Raw genomic sequence first — 19244 nt, 5'->3', positions numbered from 1 at the left:
TGAAGGCCTAGGAGGCCGCGGCAGAGGCAGGGGCCGAGGTCGTGGGGACCTCGGTGACCGTGGGCAGTCCGTAGGCGTCCGCGATCAGTTCGTACGAACGCAGGCGTACGTCACCGCTGTGCGCGTTGCCCGTGATCATCAACTCGTCGGCGCCGGTGCGCTTGTGGAGGTCGTCGAGTCCTGTGCGGACCTCGTCGGCGGTGCCGTGGATGACGTTGGCGTTCCAGGAGGTGGCGAACTCCTCCTCCATGGGGCTGAACTCGTAGGCCTCCGCCTCCTCGGGGGTGGGGACCAGACCGGGGCGGCCGGTGCGCAGCCGGATCATGTTGAGCGCGGCGGCGCGGACCTGGCGGCGGGCCTCCTTCTCGTCGTCGGTGGCGAGGGCGGAGACGCCGATGAGGGCGTACGGCTCGTCGAGGACGGCGGAGGGCCGGAAGGACTCGCGGTACAGGTCCAGGGCCGGGATGGTGTTCTGCGCCGAGAAGTGGTGCGCGAAGGCGAAGGGCAGGCCGAGGGAGCCGGCCAGCTGGGCGCTGAAGCCGGAGGAGCCGAGCAGCCACACCGGCGGCCGGTGCGGGGACTGCACGCCACCCGGCGAGGTCGCCTGGACGGGGCCCGGTACCGCGTGGATACGGCGGTAGGGGTGGCCGTCGGGGAAGTCGTCGTCCAGGAAGCGGGTGAGCTCCCTGAGCTGCTCGGGGAAGTCGTCGGCGCCCTCGCGCAGCCGGTCGCTGCGGCGAAGGGCGGCCGCGGTGGCGCCGTCCGTGCCCGGGGCCCGGCCGAGGCCCAGGTCGATACGGCCCGGGGCCATCGCCTCCAGCGTGCCGAACTGCTCCGCGATGACCAGGGGCGCGTGGTTCGGCAGCATCACTCCGCCCGAGCCGAGCCGGATGCGGCTGGTGTGGGCGGCGAGGTGGGCGAGGATCACCGCGGGGGACGAGGAGGCCACGCCGGGCATGGAGTGGTGCTCGGCGACCCAGTAGCGGTGGAAGCCCCGGGACTCGGTGAGCTGGGCGATGGCGACACCGGTGCGCAGGGCGTCGGTGGCCGTGCGTCCGGCGCCGACGGTGACCAGGTCCAGTACGGAGAGGGGTACGGGGGCGGTGCCCTGTGCGGTACCTCGGATCTCGTCTGCCGCCACGGTGGGTGCCTCCTGCTCATGAGCCCTGCGCTGTCGTCCTGGCGACAACAGGAGAGTGTCCCCGGTTATTCCCGGGCACGGACACGCGGCTCACTGGAGCCCCATCTTCCGTATCCCGTACGGCACTTGACCGCTTGCCCCGGAGCCACTCGGGTACCCGGAACGCACAACCTCACAAAAACGGAGGGATCGCCCATGACGCGGGAGAACACGTCGCGGCCGTCCGACCTCGGACCGCTCGAACCCGGCACCAGACAGCGCGCCCAGCTGTCCATCCGTATCGCCGACATCGCGTGGACCGCGCTGAGTGTCGTCGCCGCCCTGTGGGTGGTCCTGGCCACCGTCGACGCCGTGCGCGGCACCGGCTCGTGGGCCTACTCCGCGGTGTCCCTGGTGCTGCTGGCCGTCGGCCTGACGATGCGGTTGCGCGCCGTCCGCCGCCGGGACCAGGCCGGGTCGTGAGGGAGGGCACCGTGGAACGCGTCAACACCCTGCTCAGCAGGCATCTGTGGCTTCAGTTCGCGCTGTCCGCGCTGGTCGCCTCGGCCATGGTCCTGCTGCTGTTCCCCGAGCAGTCGGCCGCCTCGGTCCTGGTGCGCGTGGCCTTCGCCTCCCTCGGCGGGATCGCCGTCGTGCTCGCCGTGCGGCGCAAGGAGAAGCGGGCCGCCGGGGGCTCGGTGGACGGCCTCGTCTCACTGGACCGCAAGCTGCGCCGGGGCGAGGTCCCGACCGCGCCCGAGGAGCGGCGGGCCATGCGTGACCTGGTGGAACAGCGCCTGCGCCGCGGCCGCCACCGGGTCGCGGCCCAGATCTTCCTCGCCGTCCTGTGCGGAGCCGTCGTGGTGCTGACGGCCCTGACCGCGGGACCGCGGCAGACAGCCGGCTTCGCCGTGATCAGCGCCGCCTTCATGGGCTGGATCGTCCTCTACGGCAACCTCCAGTACCGCCGGCTGCGCACCATGCGTGAGGCGCTCACGGCCGAGGCGCCGCAGGAGCACCGGCGGTGAGCACCTGAAGCCGCCGGCCTCACACCTGCACGATCGGTTCCCTGGTAAACAGCGCCCCCATCGCCGGCGCGTTCACCCTGCGGTCCGTCAGCCTCAGGGCCTCCCAGACCGTGACCTGGTTCGCGGTGAGGACCGGCTTGCCGAGTTCCTTCTCCAGGGCCGGGATGTGGGTGGCCGTGTGGAGGGCGGTGTCCGGGAGGAGGACCGCCTCGGCGTCCGGCGAGTCTGCCTCGCGGACCAGCGCGAAGACCTCCTCCTCGCCCCACGTGCCGACCTCCGCCGCGGTGATGATCCCGGCGCCGCGGACCTGGAGGACCTCGATGCCGCCGGCCCGCAGGAACTCGGCGAACAGTCCCGCCACGTCGTCCGGGTAGGTCGCCGCGACCGCCACCCGCCCGGCGCCGATCTCCTTCGCCGCGTGCACGAAGGCGAAGGAGGTCGAGGAGGCGGGCATGCCGGCCGTCACGGCCAGGGTGCGGACCTGCTCCTGGGCGCCCTCCCAGCCGTGCACGAAACTGCCGCTGGTGCAGGCCCAGACGACGGACTCGGCGCCCGACATGCGCAGTTCCTCGACGCCCGCGGCGAGCCGCTCGGCGGAGCCCATCTCCAGGAGGGCGTCCACGCGGTGGGCGTCCGTGCCGATGTCGGTGTGGACCACGTCCAGACGGATGTCACTGCCCAGGAGCTGCTCGATGCGGGGGTAGTCGTCCTCGGCGGAGTGGCCCGGGTAGAGGAATCCGAGTGCGGTCATGTCCAGCCTTCCTACTGCTGTTCTCCGTCCGGCAGTTCCCGGACTTCCGGCAGACCCGGAATCTCCGGGCGCGCGGGACCGGACCTCGCCGCCGGGTCGATCAGCGCCTGGTACGGTCCCACGGCTCGGGTACCCAGTCGGCGCAGCGCCGCCCACATGGTCACCTGGTTGGCCGAGATCACCGGTATGCGCAGTTCCGCCTCCAGTTGCGGGATGACGTCGTACGTCGGCAGGTTGGTGCAGCTGATGAACAGCGCCTGGGCGTCGGCCCCCACGGCCTTGTGGGCCATCTCGGAGACCTGGCGGTAGGGCACCTTCCAGATGTGCCGGGTCAGGCCCATGTAGGCGCACCCGGTGACCGAGACGCCCGCCTCGGCGACGTACTCCTCCAGCGACCTGGTCACCGACACGGTGTACGGCGTCACCAGCGCGACCCGGCGTACGTCGAGCTCGGCGAGGGCGTCCAGGAGGGCGCCGGACGTGGTCAGTGACGGGACCGCGCCCGCCCGGGTCATGGCCGCGCACATGGCGCGTTCCCCGGCGATCCCGCCGACGAAACTGCCGGAGGTGCAGGCGTAGGCGACGACCTCGGGGGCGATGGCGTTGAGGGTGCGCACGGCGTCGTGCAGGGTCTCGTGCTCGCTGACCAGGCGGGCCAGGTCGAGACTGACCTCGACGGGGACGTACGGGGTGCGGGTCAGATGGAGCGAGATCTCGTCGGGGACCCAGCGCCACAGCTCGCGGTCCAGCGCGAAGTCGAAGGGGGCGACGACACCGACACCGCGCTGCGGGCGCGGACCGCCCAGAAACGAAACGTCCATGGCAGGGACCGGCCTCACGGTGGGAGACGGGGGGACAGCGGAACGTGCGCAACGCCCGTGTTGACGAAGGTAGGTTCGGGTGCGAGCGTGGTCAATCCGCCCATGTCACGCTCACGTCACACCGGTGTCAACAGCGGCGTTTCCGCCCATGTCAGACGCCTGGCAGCCCTCGCGACAATCCGTAGAAACGGTGCCTCGATGTCCGTCCCCACCCTCCTCGTCCTCGACGCCGACCCCCCGCCACGCCTCGGCCGGCTCACCGGCCGGGCCCGTGTCGTGCACGCGGACGCGACCACGCTCGCCGAGCGGCTGCCGTTCGCCGACGCGCTGCTGGTCTGGGACTTCACCTCGACCGCGGTGCGGGACGCGTGGCCGGGCGAGGGCCCGCGGCCGCGCTGGGTGCACACGGCGAGCGCGGGCGTGGACCACCTGATGTGCCCCGAACTCGCCGCCTCCGACACGGTGGTGACCAACGCCCGCGGGGTCTTCGACCGGCCGATCGCCGAGTACGTCGCCGCGCTGGTCCTGACCATGGCCAAGGACCTGCCCCGGACGCTGGAGCTGCAACGGGAGGGCGTGTGGCGGCACCGGGAGTCCGAGCGGGTGGCGGGCACGCGCGCGTGCGTGGTCGGTTCCGGGCCCATCGGCCGGGCGATCGTCGCCACCCTCAAGGGGCTCGGCATCACCACCGCCCTCGTCGGCCGCCGCTCCCGCACCGGGATCCACGGCCCCGACGACCTCGACCGGCTGATGGCCCGCGCGGACTGGGTGATCGCCGCCGCCCCGCTCACCGCGGAGACCCACGGCATGTTCGACGCCCGCCGCTTCGGGGTGATGCAGCCCTCCGCGCGGTTCATCAACATCGGCCGCGGTCAGCTGGTCGTGGAGGACGCGCTGGTGGAGGCGGTGTCCAAGCGGTGGATCGCCGGAGCGGCCCTCGACGTCTTCGACACCGAACCGCTGCCGCCCGAGAGTCCGCTGTGGAAGGTGCCCGGCCTGATCGTGTCCCCGCACATGAGCGGCGACACCGTCGGCTGGCGCGATGAACTGGGCACACAGTTCGTGGAGTTGTACGAGCGCTGGGCGGCGGGCAGATCGCTGACGAACGTGGTCGACAAACAACGCGGGTATGTACCGGGGCACTGACCGTCGAACAGAGGGGCAGCACATGCAGGACCTCTCACACCTGACCGCCGTGGAACTCGTCGAGGGTTACCGCAAGGGCGAGTTCAGCCCCGTGGAGGCGACCCGGGCGGCTCTGGAGCGGGCCGAACGGATCCAGCCGGAGGTGAACGCCTTCGTGCGCCTGACCGGCGAGCAGGCCCTGGCGCAGGCCCGCGCCTCGGCCGACCGCTGGCGACGCGGGGAGCCGGCGGGCGCGGTCGACGGTGTCCCGGTCACGGTGAAGGACATCCTGCTGACGCGCGGGCTCCCCACCCTGAAGGGCTCCAAGACGATCGCCGAGCACGGGAGCTGGGACGAGGACGCCCCTTCGGTGGCCCGGCTGCGGGAGAGCGGGGCGGTGTTCCTCGGCAAGACGACGACCCCCGAGTTCGGCTGGAAGGGCGTCACGGACTCACCGCTGTCGGGCGTGACCCGCAATCCCTACGATCCGACGCGCACCGCGGGCGGTTCCAGCGGGGGTGCCGCGGCGGCCGTGGCGCTCGGCGCGGGGCCGCTCGCGCTCGGTACGGACGGTGGGGGCAGTGTCCGTATCCCGGCCGCGTTCTGCGGGATCTTCGCCCTGAAACCGACGTACGGCCGCGTCCCGCTCTACCCGGCGAGCGCCTTCGGCACCCTCGCCCACGTCGGCCCGATGACCCGTGACGCGGCCGACGCGGCGCTGCTGCTCGACGTCATCGGGGTCCCGGACTCCCGCGACTGGTCGGCACTCGGCCCGGCGGCCGGCCCGCACTCGGCGGCCCTGTCGGGCGGGGTGCGCGGGCTGCGGGTCGCCTACTCGCCGTCCCTCGGCGGCCAGGTGGCCGTGCAGCCGGGGGTCGCGGCGGCGGTACGGCGGGCCGTGGAGCGCCTGGCCGAACTCGGCGCGTACGTCACCGAGGCCGACCCCGACTTCACCGACCCGGTGAACGCCTTCCACACCCTGTGGTTCAGCGGCGCGGCCCGGGTGACCCAGCATCTCGGACCGCACCAGCGGGAGTCGCTCGACCCGGGGCTCCGGGAGATCTGCGCCCTCGGCGCCCGCATGAGCGCCCTCGACTACCTGGCCGCGGTGGACGTCCGGATGGAACTCGGGCGCCGGATGGGCCGGTTCCACGACTCCTACGACCTGCTGGTCACCCCGACCCTGCCGATCACCGCGTTCGAGGCGGGCACGGAGGTGCCGAAAGGCTCGGGGCATCACCGCTGGACGGGGTGGACGCCGTTCACGTACCCCTTCAACATGACGCAGCAGCCGGCGGCGAGCGTCCCCGTGGGCACGGACGGCGACGGGCTGCCGGTGGGACTCCAGCTCGTGGCGGCCCGGCACCGGGACGACCTGGTACTGCGGGCGGCTCACGCGCTGTACGAGGCGGGGATCGCGGCCCGCGTCACACCCGGCGGAAGCTGAGTGTCTCCCCCGCCGCTCCCGTGCGCCACAGGTCGTTGCAGGCCTCGGCCATCGCGTCGAGGCCCTCGACCACCTGCCCCCACACGGTGCCCGGGACCCAGCCCACGTCACCGTTGAGCAGCAGGTTGTTGCGTTCGTAGAAGAGGGCGAGGTCGACGACGGTGGTGCCGGGGCGTACGTCGGCGTCGTAGCCGTAGGCCTTGGTGCCCAGCTCCGCGCCCGCGAAGGAGAAGTAGCAGAGGTCGCCGGGTATGGGAGTGACGGTCGGGTTCTCCAAGGGCGGCTCCCTGTCGGCGAACGGCGGGAAGAGCGAGTAGATCTCGTTGCGTGCGTACTTGGCGTGGTAGACGTCGCCACTCAGCGGAAGGGCTTCCCACACCGTCGCGCAGGTGTGCGGTGCGCGCTCGTCGAGGAGCTTCGCCGTGCAGTGGACGCCTCGCTCGGCCAGGGAGACTTCGATGTGCCGGTCGGCCATGTGCCCTCCTGTGGACCTGTTTTCAGCCAGGTGTGACCGTGCCCCTGCTGCCGCTGCCCATTGGGTCACCTCCCCAAGAGCCGATGGCAGCGGTGGCACCCGGGCCACAAGACTCTTGGTGCCCGCATGCGAGGAGGCCACGCGTGACCTCGTGTGAAGCATCAGCACATCCCGTTTCAGGAGGCGCCCTCGATGACCGCACGCCGTCCCCGCAAGACCCTGCTCGGAGCACTGGCCGTCGCCGTGGCCGCCGGAACGGCCCTCGGCGCCACCCCCGCCGACGCCGCGACGGCAACGAAGAAATGCGGCGGCGGGCCGGCCAACTGCGTGCTCGCCAAAGTGCACCCCCGGAAGGGGGCCGTGAAGGTGACCGTCGACAACTACGGAGGCGGCAAGCCGTACGCGTTCGGCTGGGACATCCGCCACGCCGGCAAGATCCTGTGCACCGGAGAGGTCCGCGAGAGCTGGCGGGCCAAGACGTTCACCTGCAAGAACATGCCCAAGGGGAAGCTGACGCTGACCGTGTCGTACCAGAAGAACAGCTCCATCGGCATGAAGTGGTGACCGCTGCCCGATGACGTGCCCGATGCCCGGCAGGGCATCGGGCACGTCTCCTTTTCGCCTTGCGCCCCTCCCCGTCAGGGCTCGCAGACGGTGGGCATAGGGGCAGGCGGTCTGGGTAGGCGCGCGCCCATGGCTCCACCACAGGGGAAGATCTCAGGAAGCGACACAAGAGGCGTCCACCGCCGCGCACTGCTCGCCGGAACGGCGGCGGTGGGCGCGGCGGGTGCGCTGGGCGCGACGACCGGCTGTGCGCGGGTCGACGTCACGGGAGCGACCGGCGGCGGCCGGCTCCTGAACGACCTGCGCAGCAAGGGCACCATACGCATGGGAATAGCGAGCGAACCGCCCTACGCCTCCGTCAACGACCAGGGAGAACTCACCGGTGAGGCGCCGGCCGTGGCCGGCACCATCTTCCGGCGGCTGGGCATCAGGCACTTCGAACCGGTACCGGTCGAGTTCGGCGCACTCGTCCCCGGGCTGCTCTCCTTCCAGTTCGACGTGATCGTCGCGGGGATGTTCATCAACAAGAGCCGCTGCCAGGCGGTCCTGTTCTCCGACCCCGACTACGAGTCGAAGGACGCCTTCCTCGTACGGAAGGGCAACCCGCACCGGATCACGTCCTACAAGGACGTCGCCGAACAGGGGCTGCGCATGGGGACCGGGATCGGGTACGCGGAGTTCGACTACGCGGTGGGCAACGGCGTCCGGGCGGACACGATCCAGACGTACGGCGACCAGATCGCCGGCATGGAGGCGCTGGAGGCAGGCCGCATCGACTGCTTCGCCGGCACCGCCCTCACCATGATCGAGGCCCTCAGGACGGGCACTCACCCCAAGGTCGGGATGACCGAACCGTTCACTCCGCAGGTCGACGGCACACCGCAGCGGGACGGCGGCGGCTACGGCTTCCGGCTGGGCGAGACGCGGATCCGGGACGCCTTCAACCGTGAGCTGCACAAGATGAAGCGGAGCGGCGAGCTGCTGCGCATCGCCAAGCCCTTCGGCTTCACCCAGGAGTTCATGACGGATCTGACGGCTGAGGAGCTCTGCAAGAAATGACCGGAGCGTTGTGGGAACTCCTGTTCAAGGGCGCGTGGATCACCATCCAGCTCATGGTCTACAGCGCCGCACTCGCGGCAGCCGTCGCCTTCGGCATCGGCATGGCGCGCACCTCCCGCCTGTGGATCGTCCGCTTCCTGTCCGGTGCCTACGTGGAGTTCTTCCGTGGCACCTCGGCCCTGGTGCTGATGTTCTGGCTGTTCTTCGCCCTGCCCCTGCTCGGCTGGCAGCTCGCCGGCATCTGGGCGGGCACCCTCGCCCTCGGCCTCTCCTACGGCGCCTACGGCTCCGAGGTCGTGCGCGGTGCGCTCCAGTCGGTGCCGGCCGCGCAGCGTGAGGCGGCCCTCGCACTGAACTTCACGCCCTGGCAGCGCATGCGGAAGGTCATCCTGCCGCAGGCGGTGCCGGAGATGATGCCGCCCTTCAACAACCTGCTGATCGAGCTGCTCAAGGGGACCGCGCTCGCCTCCCTGCTGTCCATCGGCGAACTCACCTTCGAGGCCAAGCTCGCCCGGCTCTCCACCGGTGAGAGCGCCCAGGTCTACGGGATCATTCTGGTGATGTACTTCGTGATCGCGTTCGTCGTCACCCGTGTCATGCGGTTGCTGGAGCGCAGGGCCAAGGCCTCGGTCGGCCGGGCGCCGGAACGGGGCAGCCCGTTCGGCCGCAGGACGCCGGTCCCGGAGCAGGGCCCGCGGCCCGCCGTCGTCGGAGGTGGCAGCCGATGAACGACTGGTCCTGGGATTACGTCGGCGACATCATGCCGCAGCTCCTGCACGGGCTGTGGATCACCGTCCAGGCAACGCTGCTCGGCTCTCTGGTGGCGTTCGTCCTCGGTCTGGTGTGGGCGATCGCGCTGCGCTCACCGACCCGCTTCGTGACCTGGCCGGTCGGCGTCGTCGTCGAGTTCGTCCGCAACACCCCCCTGCTGGTGCAGTTGTTCTTCCTCTTCTTCGTCCTGCCGAGCTGGGGGCTGAGCTTCGGGGCGCTGACCACCGGTGTCATCGGCCTCGGGCTGCACTACTCGACGTACACCGCCGAGGTCTACCGCGCCGGTATCGACGCGGTGCCGAAGGGCCAGTGGGAGGCGGCCACCGCGCTGAGCCTGCCGCGCGGCCGCACCTGGATCGCCGTGATCTTCCCGCAGGCCTTCCGCCGTGTGGTGCCCGCCCTCGGCAACTACGTGATCGCGATGTTCAAGGACACTCCGATGCTCTCGGCCATCACGGTGAGCGACATGCTGTTCCAGGCCAACAGCATCGGCGCGACCACCTTCGACTACATGGAGCCGATCACCGTGGTCGGTGTCCTGTTCATCGTGATCTCGTATCCCACCTCTGTCCTCCTGCGAGTCCTGGAGCGTCGTCTTGTCCGCTGACAGCAGTCCCTCGAAAGAAACGGTCAATCCCGCGGTGGACGGCAGTGAGCTGATCCGCTTCGACAACGTCACCAAGCGCTTCGGCACCAACACGGTGCTGGACTCCCTGGACTTCACCGTCTCGTCCGGCAAGCACGTCACGCTGATCGGCCCGTCCGGATCGGGCAAGACCACGATCCTGCGGCTCCTGATGACTTTGACGAAGCCGGACGAGGGCACCATCAAGGTCGGCGGCGAGTACCTCACGCACGAGGAACGAGGCGGCCGTCTCGTCCCGGCCGGCGAGAAGCACGTCCGTGAGGTGCGCAAGAACATCGGCATGGTGTTCCAGCAGTTCAACCTGTTCCCCAACATGAAGGTCATGCGGAACATCACCGAGGCCCCGGTGCATGTCCTCGGCCTGTCCAAGGACGAGGCCGAGGAGCGGGCTCGCGGGCTGCTCGACCTGGTCGGCCTGACCGAACACGCGGACAAGTACCCGACCCAGCTCTCCGGCGGCCAGCAGCAGCGCGTGGCCATCGCCCGCGCCCTCGCCATGCGGCCGCAGGTACTGCTGCTCGATGAGGTCACCTCCGCGCTCGACCCCGAGCTGGTGACCGGGGTCCTGGACGTGTTGCGCGATATCGCGCACACCACGGACATCACCATGCTCTGCGTCACCCACGAAATGAACTTCGCGCGCGACATCTCCGACGATGTCCTCATGTTCGACGCGGGGCGGGTAATCGAGTCCGGTCCGCCGCAGAAGATATTCACCGAGCCCGACCACGACCGCACACGGCAATTCCTGAGTGCGGTGCTGTGACCGACGCACGGCGGTTACGTGAAGGACGTATGACCTTCCCTTCACACACCGCCCTGCACGCAATGACCCATAAGGGTATTGCCCTTGTGGACACCTCCCCAAGTCCCGATAGCCGCCAAGTACACGGGCGTTGAAGAATTTCAGCGAACTCACCGATTCCCGGTTACCTGGAGGTATCCCCCCATGGCATCGACCACTTCCCGTCGCGCTTCCGTGGTCCGCACCGCGGCCGCAGGCCTGGCCGCCGTCGCGTCCCTCACCCTGCTGGGCGCGGCCTCCCCCGCCGCCACCGCCGCCCCGTCCGGGACCACCGCGGAGGCCGGAGCCAAGGCCGTCGTCGGGAAGGCCGGGTTCGGCAAATGGACCAAGGTCGGCAGGACCGGCAACAAGTGCCGCGTCTACGTCGCGGTCAGCGCCGGAACGACCCTCAACGGCGCGGCCAACAGCCAATGCAAGAAGAAGGAGTCGCAGGTCGTGGTCGTCGGCATCAGCATCAACAACGACAAGATCAAGTACACCAAGGCCACCGGCACCGCCAAGAGCGTGTACACCAAGGCCGTGAAGGAGAAGAACCCCAGGGGCAAGCAGACCCTCTGCGCCTTCGGCTACGTCAACTCCACCTGGGACGACACCAACCCGCAGCGCAGCGAGCTGAAGGTCTGCGTCAAGGCCTGAGCCGCAGCACCACACGCACGATCTCCGGAACGGCCCGCCCTGCCACGGCGGGTCGTTCTCAGTTACCCGGGCATTCCCCCGACCACGACTCCGAATACCCCGCACTGACCAAGTCGACCTAAATTCTTTCTGCAACCGGTCAATGAGACGGTCAACTCCGGGGCGGACAGGCGGGATTGGATCCTCTGACGGATCGCGAACGCGAAGATACTGCCCTAGAGTGTCGAGCGAAGGTGAAGTGAAAAACGGGGAAGGCAACCATCACCATGCCGATCAAGGATGCGAAGCAATCTCACTGCCACGACAAACCGCACGAACCAGGAGATCCGCACTGCCCGTGCCGGCTCGCATTCCAGCCGGTCGAGAACGAGCCGGCGGTGAATGAGCTGACGGATCGCGAACGCCAGGTTCTCGTCCTCCTCGGAGGCGGACTGCCCAACCGCATTCTCGCGCGCCAACTGGGTATCGCGGAGCGGACGGTCAAGGCCCACGTCGCACACATCATCGAGAAACTGGGGCTGCGCACCCGGCTAGAAGCGGCAGTCGTCGCCAACCTTCACCACGACCTGATCTGCCCGGGCAGAAGCTCAGGCGACAGGTAGCGACAGGTAGGTGTCGGACGGAGACCGGAGGGCCCGGCCGGCCGGGCCCTCCGGCACCGGGCCTGGAGTATTTCTCGGCACGACTCGACCCCCTTCAGGGTTGAACGCGGTTCAATACCCGTGGTCCCGGACCCGGGTCATGTCGCTGGCATATGCCAGGAGGCAGCGCCCCTGCTGAGACGGCCCGGCCCGCGGACGGAATCTCGTCAACAGCCGCTCACTACAAGCCTCTTGCCCGTTATCGTGGAGGGGATCGCTGTCTGGATTACGGCCCAGTAGTAGTGCGACCGAGCGAGCGCAGGGGGAACACCGTGGCGCTGAAGCACGAACCGACCGCGCCGTACCACTCGGCCCAGGACGCGCTCCGCGTCCTGGAGACCGTGGCGCGGCACACCGCCGGAGTCACCGACACCGAACTCGCCCGAACCACCGGCCTCGGCCCGGAGCGACTGACCGCGCTCCTGAGGATGCTGCGGCGCGAGGGGTACGTCGAGCAGGTCGCCGACGGCGCGTATGTGACGGGAGCGGCCCTGACCAGGCTGACCTCCGTGCACGACCGCGACGAGGCCCTGCGCGAGCAGCTCCAGCACACCCTTGACGAACTGCGCGACTCGATCGGTGCGGCCGTGTACATCAGCCGGTACGTCGACGGCGAGGTCACCATCGCCCAGTACGCCGACGGTCCCGCGACCCCCGCGGTCAACGAGTGGGTGGACTTCCGCTCCTCCGCCCACGCCACCGCGCTCGGCAAGAGCCTGCTCAGCCAGCTCGACCACAACGGCCGCCGCGACCACCTCTCCCGGCACCGCATGACCCGCCTCACCTCGCGCACCATCACCAACGACAGGCTGCTGCTCTCCCGCCTGGAGACCCAGCCGCCGACGGTCCCCCACCTCGACCTCCAGGAGTACGCGGTGGGCACGGTGTGCGCGGCGGTCCCCATCACCGCGGGCTCCTCCGTCGGATGCCTGGCCCTGTCCCTCCCCATCGACCAGGCCCACCGGCTCCGCCAGGCGACGGACCGGTTGAACCGGGGGGCGGCGCCGGTGCTCCTGTCGCTGGTGATCTAGGAGGCGGTCTCAGTTCCCCGCGCGCCTGCGTGGGTCCACTTCGTGATGGTCAGAAGCACCCCTTCCCACCGGGTAGTATTTTCTCTGTCGCCAGCCGCCGAAGGCGGACGGCGAGAGTCATGCGCCGCTAGCTCAGTTGGTTAGAGCAGCTGACTCTTAATCAGCGGGTCCGGGGTTCGAGTCCCTGGCGGCGCACCGGTGAAGGGCCTCTCGTGGGAGCGAGGGGCCCTTCGGCGTATCCGGCCGGCGAAGTGGCGGCTGGGGGTCTGGGGGTTATCCCCCAGAAGATGCAGCATCAGCGGGTCCGGGGTTCGAGTCCCTGGCGGCGCACCGGTGAAGGGCCTCTCGTGGGAGCGAGGGGCCCTTCGGCGTTTCCGGCCGACGAAGGTGGCGGCTGGGGGTCTGGGGGTTATCCCCCAGAGGATGCAGCATCAGCGGGTCCGGGGTTCGAGTCCCTGGCGGCGCACAGACGATGTCAGGTCCTCCGTGAGAGCGGGGGCCCTTCGGCGTTCCCCATCAGGTCTGCTCTGCGGTACGCCTTCTCTCCCGGCGGACGCCACCACACCGGGCCCGTACACCCCACGCCCTCCTTCCTGAGTCGCGCCCGGTCGATCTTGTTCGTCGCGGTGACCGGCATCCGCCGCACCACCCGGACGAACCGGGGTGCCATCTTCGTGCCGAGATCCGGCTGGGCCTCCAGGAAGTCCGCGAAGGTCACCGGATCGAAGGTCCCGGCGAGCGTCGCCATCACCTGGTCCCCGGTCACCGGATCCGGCACCGCGTACACGGCGACGGCGGCCGCCCCCTCGTACCGCGCCAGGATGTTCTCGATCATCGCCGCGGCCAGGTTCTCGCCGTCGACCCGGATCCGGTCGTCGGTGCGGCCGGCGAAGTACAGGTAGCCGTCACGGTCGCGGTAGAAGAGGTCACCGGTCCAGTACCAGCCGTCCCGGCGCCGCTCGGCCTCGGCCTCGGCGTTGCGCCAGTACCCCTCGAAGGGGTTCGGCGCCTTGTTCACCAGCTCCCCTATGGCCTCGTCCCCGTTCAGCAGCCGCCCGACCGCGTCGAATCGCGCGGGCGGACACTCCACCCCCCTCTCCCGGTCGAGTACGACGAGCCCGGGCCCCGCCCGCCCGACCGCGCCCCGCGGAGTCCCGGGCGTCCACTGGATCGCCGCCCCGCCCTCGGAGGACCCGTACCCCTCCACCAGCCGGACCCCGAACCGCCGCTCGAAGGCCGCCGCGTCCACCGCCCCCGCCTCCGTACCGAAGCCGAGCCGCAACGGGTTGTCCCGGTCGTCCTCGCGCTCCTCGGTGCCCAGGACGTACTGGATCGCCCGGCCGACATAGGTGAAGTACGTCGCCCCGTACGCGCGTACGTCCGTCAGGAACCCCGAGGCCGAGAACCGCCGCCTGAGCGCGACCCCCGCCCCGGTCGCCAGCGCGGGCGCCCAGTCCGCGATCACCGCGTTGCCGTGGAACATCGGCATGCAGATGTAGTGCACGCCGTCGGGGCCGAGCCGGAACTGGTCGGCCAGTGAGCGCCCGGCGGCGGCCAGCCGGCCCTGGGAGCAGAGCGCGGCCTTGGGGGCGCCGGTGGAGCCGGAGGTGAAGTAGAGGAGGAGACGGTCGTCGGGGGCGGCGCGGGAGGCGTCCGGTTCGGCGCCGGCGTAGGGCGCGAGCAGGGTGTCGTACTCCTCGGTGCCGGTCACCAGCAGGCGGACGCCGGGGAGGTCGAGACCCCGCAGCAACGGCAGGTGGGACGGTTCGGTGATCAGCAGGCGGCACTCGGTGTGCAGGATGTCGCGGGCGAGTTCGGGACCCCGGCGGGTGGGGTTGACACCGGCGACGGCGGCACGGGCGAGGGCGGCGGCGCTCAACCACAGCGGGTATTCGGGGGTGTTGTCGAGCAGCACCCCGATGTGGGCTCCAGCGCCCGGCAGCAGCTCGGTGAGCAGCGCGGCCCGGGCGGCGGCACCCGCGGCCACCTCGTGATGGGTGAGCGCCCGCCCCTCGAACCACAGCCCTGGCCGGTGGTCGTCCCACCGCCCGGCGACCAGTTCCGCGACCGTACGCCTCCTGGAGTCCATGGAGGCGCACGCTAATTGACGGAGCGTCAGATGTGGAGAGTCGAGTTCATCTCGGTGAAGGTGACCATGAAGCCGACGCAGAACGCCACGATCACGCCGAGGAAGGCAAGGACGCCGAAGGCGGCCGCCGCGTGCCTGGCAGGGCGGGGTGCGTGGGCCGTGGCCACCACGTCCTCATCGTCCGCGTAGTACACGGTGACGAAGTCGCCCTCCAGCCGGGTCAGCGGACCGTCCTCCTCCTCGAAGCGGATCACGCGGCCGTCGCGGGCGGTGAACTCGTACACATGGTGGACGGTGGTCCTCACCGACGTGTCGTTGCCGCCGCCATGGACCGTGGTGAACATCCTGAGGCAGCGCGCCTCGGCCGTCAGCCCGCTGTTCCACGCCCTGCGCATCTGGAGCCAGCGCCGCACCACGCGATAGGCGACGAAGAGGGCTCCGGCCATGATCAGGCCGGGAATGATGTAGAAGAAGGCATCCATGGCGCTCCCCCGAGGTCAGGTACTGCTCGTGTGGGGAACGTACCCCGGGGGACGCCTGGACTGTCTCAAGCAATGCTCAGAACGTGACGTCCGAGCAGGCGTAGAACGCGTTCGCCGTGTCGGCGATCGTCCACACCGCGACGATCACATGCCGTCCGCTGAGCCCGGACGGCAGGGTGCCGCTGTGCGAGAGGGTGGAGGGGGGTCGTTGGCCGTTGTAGGGGACGGTCAGGAACGGGGTGAGGTTGAGGTCGGAGCGGGCGAGGTTGTGGTTCTGGTTCCAGCCCGCCTTGGTGACGTAGTACTTGAAGTCGGTCGCCGCGTGCATGGCGGTGAACTGCCAGCGGAAGGTGTAGCTCTGCCCGCCCGTCACCTTGGTCGCCGGCCAGGCCGCGCCCGCCGGTGTCCTCGGTGCGCTGAGCTGGCTGAAGCGGCTCACGCCGCCGTTGCATATCTGGCCGTCGGCGGGCCCGCCGGCCGGGAAGCCCTTGGGGCCCTCGACGCTCTGCGGCTCCCACTGGATGTCGCCGCAGTTCGTCACGGTGCCGTTCTGGCAGAGCTTCTGCCTGCTGATGGGGAGGTCGGTGTAGCCGTGGCCGCTGGCACCCCCGGTGGAGAGGACGAGGGTGCCGACGGTGGTGAGTCCGAGTGCGGTGGCGTACCACTTGGCCTTTCTGCGCATGCTGCTGCTCCTGGGAACGTGGGGGAGGTTCAGTGAGCTTGCAGGTCTAGACCAAGTGTCAGATTATTACCGCTACTTGAACGTGTCCATCCCCATCACGAGCCCGCTTCCTGCCGTCCCGCGCAGAACGCCACCGTCAAGTCCTTCACCAGCGCCTTGCGTTCGTAGTCGTCCAGCTCCACCAGGCCCCGCATGGTCAGCCGGGTCACGGTGTCCTCCACCGAGTCCACCACCGACGTCAGCATGGTCGCCCGGTGCTGGGCGTCCAGCGCCGCGATCCGGCGCCGGTGCATCGCGGCGGCCACCTCGGGGGCGTACTCGACCCGCAGCGGCTGGACCGAGAACACCTCGACGCCGACGGGCGCGGTCTCCGCGGCCACCAGCCGGGTCAGCGCCTCCCCCGCCGCGTCGACCGTGCCGCGGCCGGAGCCCGGCGCCTCCACCGGAACCCGGGCGAGCGCGGCCTCCACGCACTCGCGCAGGTACGTCTCGTGGTCGTCGACGCCGAGCGTGGCCCGCGCGGTGTCCCGCACCCGCCACACCACGAGCACGACGACCCGCAGCGCGACCCCGCTCGCGTCGGCGGCCGGCATCGGCTCACCGCGCCAGTGCCGCAGCCGTACGTCGACCCGGCGGCGCAGCAGCAGCGGGTTGACCCACATCAGGCCGGTGCGCCGCACGGTCCCCCGGTAGCGGCCGAACAGGCCGAGCACCCAGGCGCGGCCGGTGCGGCCGCGGGCCAGTCCGCCGAAGCCGAACAGGGCGAGGGCGCCGGCTCCGGCGTACGCCGCCCACTGCGCCGGACCGAGGGCCGCGCCCGCGAACGCCGGGACCCTGAGGGCTTCCAGGGCGAGCGGCGGCAGCAGGCCGGCCCACCATGAGGTGACCGCGCACCCGGCCAGACCGCAGGCGCCGGCGAGGACGCCCACCGAGCCCGGCAGCACCCGCGCGGGGCGCTCGGCCAGCCCGGGGTCGACGTCCGGGGCGGGGCGGGGGGTGACCTGGCCGGGCCTGCGCAGGCGGGGCTGCTCGCCGGTGCCCTGCCTGCGTGCCACCACCGCCGGCTTCAGCGGGACCGAGACCGGGTCCGGGTCGTCACGGAAGAGCAGGTGGACCGGGATCTCGGTGGTCGACTCGTTCTGAATGAGCCGGGCGGGGCGTGCGTGGCCCTCGGACTCCGGTGTGGGTGAAGTGGTCGTAGTCATGCGTGTCTCCAGCCTCCGCGCCAGATGTCACCACAGGTGGTTACGAGAAGAGCCGCCGCCAGGTCTCCGGCCCCGGGTAGCCGTCCGCCGCGCCGCCCCGCCAGCCCTGGGCGCGCTGGAAGGCCTCGACGCCCCGCCGGTCCGGCTCGCCCCAGCGCGGTCCCGGACCGGTCGTGTAGTACTTGCCGAACCCTTTCTTCACCAGCTGTCCGCCGAGCTGGGTGACGTACTTGTTGGTCGCGCCGGGCCGGAACATCGCGCGTCCCGGATAGCCGGGGACGCCGTGCGAGGAGGGTGCCTGCGGTCCCGCCGCCCCCGTCTGCCCGCCGCCCGCCTCGATGTCCTTGCCCCTGCCGGTCACCAGCAGGTTCCAGGTCTGCGGCCCCGGCAGCCCGTCCGCGGCCTCGCCCTGCCAGCCCTGCGCCTGCTGGAACGCCTGGGTGGCCCTGCGGTCCGCGTCCGTCCAGCGGGGGCCGGGGCCGGAGGTGTAGTAGCGCCCGGCACCGCGTTCGACGAGCATCCGGCCGAGCTGGGTGACGTACTTGTTGTTGGCGCCGGGACCGAAGTAGGCGGCTCCCGGGAACGGCGTCACGTCCGGTGCGCCGGGTTTGGCGGTGTCGGGCTCGGCGGGGTCCGGCTCGGCGGGGTCCGGCGCGCCGCCCGAGGTGCCGGCCACGAGCCCCTTGTAGCGGTAGGCGACGTAGTGGTCCGAGTTGCTCCAGTAGGCGTACGGGGTGTCCTGCTTGCGGGCGTACGGGCGGGTCTCCTCGTAGGCGAGGTAGTAGGTGTGCGTGTAGTCCGTCCAGCCGCCGAAGATGACGACGTGGGAGCCCTGCTCGGGGTTGGCCGGGTTGTGGAAGAGCAGGATGTCACCGGGCTGGAGGTCGTCCTTGGCGATCCGCACGCCGTACTTGTCGAGGCTGCCGGTCCACTCGTTGCCCGGCAGGCTCCAGGCCATGGACACGAAGCCGGAGCAGTCCTGGCGGTAGCCGTCGCTCCAGTACGTGGACATGCTGTACGGCACCCTCGCGGCGACCCACTGCTTGGCCCGCCGGATGATGTCGGCGCGGGTGGTGGTGGGTGTCCTGACCCCCGTCGGCTTTCCGGCGGGGCCGTGCAGCGGGGCCTTGTGGCCCTGCGGGGTGTCGGGTTCGTCACCCGCGGGAACTCCCGGACGGGCCGGGGCGTGGGGGGCGGCGAAGGCGGGGACCGCGTGGAAGGCGCCGAGCGCGGTGGTGGCCGCGGCGGCGAGGATCACGGCCCGGGCGGCCGCGGGGTGACCGCCGGTCGAGCGGGGGAGGACGCGCCGCCAGTGGACGCAACCGGGGCAGTCGCAGTCGCTCGCGGGATCGACTTCCTCGAATACCGGAGTCTCCATGGGACGCCCCTCACACTCCAGGTAGAAATGTCCGCAACTGTGCACATTCGTCAGTTTCTCAACTGTCGCCCGCACGCGCATGCTGACGGTCCGAATGATGTACGGCACCCCCGGGAGCGGTCCTGAGCACCCTCCCGCATCCGGTAGAGTCGTGCAGGTCAGCAGGCGCCGCTAGCTCAGTTGGTTAGAGCAGCTGACTCTTAATCAGCGGGTCCGGGGTTCGAGTCCCTGGCGGCGCACCGACACCGAAGGCCTCTCGCGAAAGCGGGGGGCCTTCGTCGTTGTGACGAGTTGCACCGGGACGACCGGGGGCCCGGCGAAGTTGGCTGGGGGTCCGGGCCCCCAGGAAGACGCAGCATCAGCGGGTCCGGGAGTCGAGTCCCTCGCGGCGCACCGACGATGTCAGGCCCTCCGTGAGAGCGGGGGGCCCGACCTGTTGGGGCGAGTGCCCCGGCGCACCGGGACGGCCGGGGGTCCGGCGAAGTCGG

At 70.6% G+C, this 19244-nt stretch carries 21 protein-coding genes and 2 tRNA genes; 14 read left to right on the top strand and 9 right to left on the bottom strand.

The window, feature by feature from the left end:
- Window positions 1-7: 7 nt before the first annotated feature.
- The gene (locus tag ACFYZ8_RS01045) at window positions 8-1141 is read right to left on the bottom strand and encodes an LLM class flavin-dependent oxidoreductase (protein ID WP_388536418.1); all 1134 of its coding nucleotides are present in this window, start codon (window positions 1139-1141) and stop codon (window positions 8-10) included.
- 195 nt (window positions 1142-1336) lie between these two features.
- On the opposite strand from ACFYZ8_RS01045, the gene ACFYZ8_RS01040 reads away from it, so the two are divergent.
- Both ACFYZ8_RS01040 and ACFYZ8_RS01035 read left to right on the top strand, forming a co-directional pair.
- Entirely contained in the window at window positions 1337-1603 is a 267-nt protein-coding gene (locus tag ACFYZ8_RS01040) for a hypothetical protein (RefSeq protein WP_359030429.1), read from the top strand.
- A gap of 11 nt (window positions 1604-1614) precedes the next feature.
- Complete coding sequence (locus ACFYZ8_RS01035) at window positions 1615-2148, top strand: hypothetical protein (RefSeq protein WP_359030430.1); 534 nt, start codon at window positions 1615-1617, stop codon at window positions 2146-2148.
- A 19-nt stretch (window positions 2149-2167) separates the two neighbouring features.
- On the opposite strand, the gene ACFYZ8_RS01030 is transcribed toward ACFYZ8_RS01035, so the two are convergent.
- Both ACFYZ8_RS01030 and ACFYZ8_RS01025 read right to left on the bottom strand, forming a co-directional pair.
- Entirely contained in the window at window positions 2168-2899 is a 732-nt protein-coding gene (locus ACFYZ8_RS01030; RefSeq protein WP_388536416.1) for an aspartate/glutamate racemase family protein, read from the bottom strand.
- Between the two features lie 11 nt (window positions 2900-2910).
- Window positions 2911-3720 (bottom strand): aspartate/glutamate racemase family protein, encoded by an 810-nt coding sequence (locus ACFYZ8_RS01025; protein WP_359030432.1) that lies wholly within the window; start codon window positions 3718-3720, stop codon window positions 2911-2913.
- Between the two features lie 198 nt (window positions 3721-3918).
- Here ACFYZ8_RS01025 and ACFYZ8_RS01020 point away from each other — a divergent pair, with 198 nt between their 5' ends.
- Both ACFYZ8_RS01020 and ACFYZ8_RS01015 read left to right on the top strand, forming a co-directional pair.
- Complete coding sequence (locus tag ACFYZ8_RS01020) at window positions 3919-4866, top strand: D-2-hydroxyacid dehydrogenase (protein WP_388536414.1); 948 nt, start codon at window positions 3919-3921, stop codon at window positions 4864-4866.
- A gap of 22 nt (window positions 4867-4888) precedes the next feature.
- A complete protein-coding gene (locus tag ACFYZ8_RS01015; RefSeq protein ID WP_359030434.1) occupies window positions 4889-6292 on the top strand; it encodes an amidase in 1404 nt (467 codons plus the stop codon).
- Here the strand turns inward: ACFYZ8_RS01015 and ACFYZ8_RS01010 are convergent.
- Window positions 6273-6767: a DUF3830 family protein gene (locus tag ACFYZ8_RS01010; protein WP_388536412.1), complete on the bottom strand. Its 495-nt coding sequence runs from the start codon at window positions 6765-6767 to the stop codon at window positions 6273-6275. The genes ACFYZ8_RS01015 and ACFYZ8_RS01010 overlap by 20 nt on opposite strands.
- 192 nt (window positions 6768-6959) lie before the next feature.
- Here ACFYZ8_RS01010 and ACFYZ8_RS01005 point away from each other — a divergent pair, with 192 nt between their 5' ends.
- The 9 genes from ACFYZ8_RS01005 to ACFYZ8_RS00965 all read left to right on the top strand — a co-directional run bounded on the left by ACFYZ8_RS01005 (window position 6960) and on the right by ACFYZ8_RS00965 (window position 13115).
- Window positions 6960-7331: a hypothetical protein gene (locus ACFYZ8_RS01005; RefSeq protein ID WP_388536410.1), complete on the top strand. Its 372-nt coding sequence runs from the start codon at window positions 6960-6962 to the stop codon at window positions 7329-7331.
- A gap of 129 nt (window positions 7332-7460) precedes the next feature.
- Complete coding sequence (gene ehuB, locus ACFYZ8_RS01000; protein ID WP_359030437.1) at window positions 7461-8390, top strand: ectoine/hydroxyectoine ABC transporter substrate-binding protein EhuB; 930 nt, start codon at window positions 7461-7463, stop codon at window positions 8388-8390.
- On the top strand, window positions 8387-9118 hold the full coding sequence (ehuC, locus tag ACFYZ8_RS00995) for an ectoine/hydroxyectoine ABC transporter permease subunit EhuC (protein WP_359030438.1): 732 nt from the start codon (window positions 8387-8389) through the stop codon (window positions 9116-9118). The genes ehuB and ehuC overlap by 4 nt, the downstream gene beginning before the upstream one ends.
- Complete coding sequence (gene ehuD, locus ACFYZ8_RS00990) at window positions 9115-9768, top strand: ectoine/hydroxyectoine ABC transporter permease subunit EhuD (RefSeq protein ID WP_359030439.1); 654 nt, start codon at window positions 9115-9117, stop codon at window positions 9766-9768. The genes ehuC and ehuD overlap by 4 nt, the downstream gene beginning before the upstream one ends.
- A gap of 34 nt (window positions 9769-9802) precedes the next feature.
- The gene (gene ehuA / locus ACFYZ8_RS00985) at window positions 9803-10573 is read left to right on the top strand and encodes an ectoine/hydroxyectoine ABC transporter ATP-binding protein EhuA (protein WP_388536851.1); all 771 of its coding nucleotides are present in this window, start codon (window positions 9803-9805) and stop codon (window positions 10571-10573) included.
- Window positions 10574-10756: 183 nt separating this feature from the next.
- Window positions 10757-11248: a hypothetical protein gene (locus ACFYZ8_RS00980; RefSeq protein ID WP_359030441.1), complete on the top strand. Its 492-nt coding sequence runs from the start codon at window positions 10757-10759 to the stop codon at window positions 11246-11248.
- Between the two features lie 266 nt (window positions 11249-11514).
- A complete protein-coding gene (locus ACFYZ8_RS00975; protein WP_359030442.1) occupies window positions 11515-11850 on the top strand; it encodes a LuxR C-terminal-related transcriptional regulator in 336 nt (111 codons plus the stop codon).
- Between the two features lie 311 nt (window positions 11851-12161).
- Window positions 12162-12920 (top strand): IclR family transcriptional regulator C-terminal domain-containing protein, encoded by a 759-nt coding sequence (locus tag ACFYZ8_RS00970; RefSeq protein ID WP_359030443.1) that lies wholly within the window; start codon window positions 12162-12164, stop codon window positions 12918-12920.
- 121 nt (window positions 12921-13041) lie between these two features.
- Window positions 13042-13115 (top strand) — tRNA-Lys (locus ACFYZ8_RS00965).
- 280 nt (window positions 13116-13395) lie between these two features.
- Here ACFYZ8_RS00965 and ACFYZ8_RS00960 read toward each other — a convergent pair.
- The 5 genes from ACFYZ8_RS00960 to ACFYZ8_RS00940 form a co-directional block, all read right to left on the bottom strand.
- Window positions 13396-15009 carry an AMP-binding protein gene (locus ACFYZ8_RS00960; RefSeq protein ID WP_388536407.1) on the bottom strand — a complete coding sequence of 538 codons (1614 nt, stop codon included), beginning with the start codon at window positions 15007-15009 and terminating at the stop codon, window positions 13396-13398.
- Window positions 15010-15035: 26 nt separating this feature from the next.
- A complete protein-coding gene (locus ACFYZ8_RS00955; protein WP_388536405.1) occupies window positions 15036-15491 on the bottom strand; it encodes a DUF3592 domain-containing protein in 456 nt (151 codons plus the stop codon).
- A gap of 76 nt (window positions 15492-15567) precedes the next feature.
- On the bottom strand, window positions 15568-16173 hold the full coding sequence (locus ACFYZ8_RS00950; RefSeq protein WP_388536403.1) for a lytic polysaccharide monooxygenase: 606 nt from the start codon (window positions 16171-16173) through the stop codon (window positions 15568-15570).
- A gap of 95 nt (window positions 16174-16268) precedes the next feature.
- Window positions 16269-17378, bottom strand: a complete 1110-nt coding sequence (locus ACFYZ8_RS00945) for an SPFH domain-containing protein (protein ID WP_388536401.1) — start codon at window positions 17376-17378, stop codon at window positions 16269-16271.
- A 40-nt stretch (window positions 17379-17418) separates the two neighbouring features.
- On the bottom strand, window positions 17419-18756 hold the full coding sequence (locus ACFYZ8_RS00940) for a peptidoglycan-binding protein (RefSeq protein ID WP_388536400.1): 1338 nt from the start codon (window positions 18754-18756) through the stop codon (window positions 17419-17421).
- 165 nt (window positions 18757-18921) lie between these two features.
- Between ACFYZ8_RS00940 and ACFYZ8_RS00935 the strand changes: the two genes are divergently transcribed.
- A tRNA-Lys gene (locus tag ACFYZ8_RS00935) sits at window positions 18922-18995 on the top strand.
- The last annotated feature ends 249 nt before the right edge of the window (window positions 18996-19244 follow it).

The organism is Streptomyces sp. NPDC001668, assembly GCF_042893155.1.
Classification (GTDB): Bacteria; Actinomycetota; Actinomycetes; order Streptomycetales; family Streptomycetaceae; genus Streptomyces.
Note: the sequence above shows the minus strand (reverse complement) of the source record. Positions and strands in the feature narration are given on the sequence as shown.